We start from the raw sequence: 876 nt of genomic DNA, 5'->3' as shown, positions 1-876 counted from the left end.
ACGCCCACAGATACGCGCGATGTGTCTTGCCTTTGCCGGGACCGAGCATCTGTACCGGCGTCTCATCCGCATGCAGCACACCCTGCTGCAGGATTTCCTGATGCAGCGCGTCGACCAGCGGTTGTAGTTGCACGCCGCACGTACCGACCCATGCGCCCAATGTCGAGCGCGGTATCGCGACGCCCGCTCGCGCAAAGATCTGCTCCTGACGATACAGGGGAAGGTGGTCAGCGTACTTGGCAACCAGCACCGAAGCCAACAGTCCCGTGGTCGGGATGCCCTTGTCGATGACGTGTGCGGGCACCGGCGCCTGGATCAGCGTTTCGCAGTTCCTGCACACCCACTTGCCACGGATATGCCGCTCTACCGTGAACACACCCGGCGTGTAATCCAGTTTCTCGCTGATGTCCTCGCCGATGCGCACACGCTCGCAGCCGCACTGGCATACGGTGCCGTCAGGCTCGTGATGTATTTCTGTACGCGGCAACTGTGCAGGCAGCGATGCGCGTTTGGACTGTTGACGTGGCTCGTCGACTGGCGTTGCCGGCTGAAGCTGCTCGAGTTCCAGTTCGATAGCGGCGAGATCCGCGTCAATCGCCTCATCCAGCAGGTTCATCTGATCGCTGCTGAGCTGTTCGCTGCGCCGGCCGAACTGCTGGCGCCTGAGAATCGAGATCTCCTGGGTCAGCTGGTCGATACGGGTTTGTCGGTACTGCAGCTCCCGTTGCGTCTCGTCGACCTGCCTGGTCTTCTCGAGAATCTCCCGCTCCCTGTCCTCGACCTGGGCAATCAGCTGCGCGGCAAGCGCGCGTAATTGTTCCGGGCTGAGGGCGTTAAGATCGGCGGGCAGGTTCATGCAGACGAGTCTGCCAGAAC

At 61.9% G+C, this 876-nt stretch carries 1 protein-coding gene; it reads right to left on the bottom strand.

From position 1 onward, the window contains the following. The coding region (gene tnpC / locus VSR82_RS39860) for an IS66 family transposase (protein ID WP_498858912.1) at positions 1 to 856 on the bottom strand (856 nt) is incomplete at its 3' end. Positions 857 to 876: the final 20 nt, after the last annotated feature.

Source organism: Burkholderia sp. JPY481 (genome assembly GCF_038900515.1).
Classification (GTDB): Bacteria; Pseudomonadota; Gammaproteobacteria; order Burkholderiales; family Burkholderiaceae; genus Paraburkholderia; species Paraburkholderia youngii.
The sequence above is the reverse complement of the archived record's forward strand: the minus strand, read 5'-3'. Positions and strand labels throughout refer to the sequence as shown.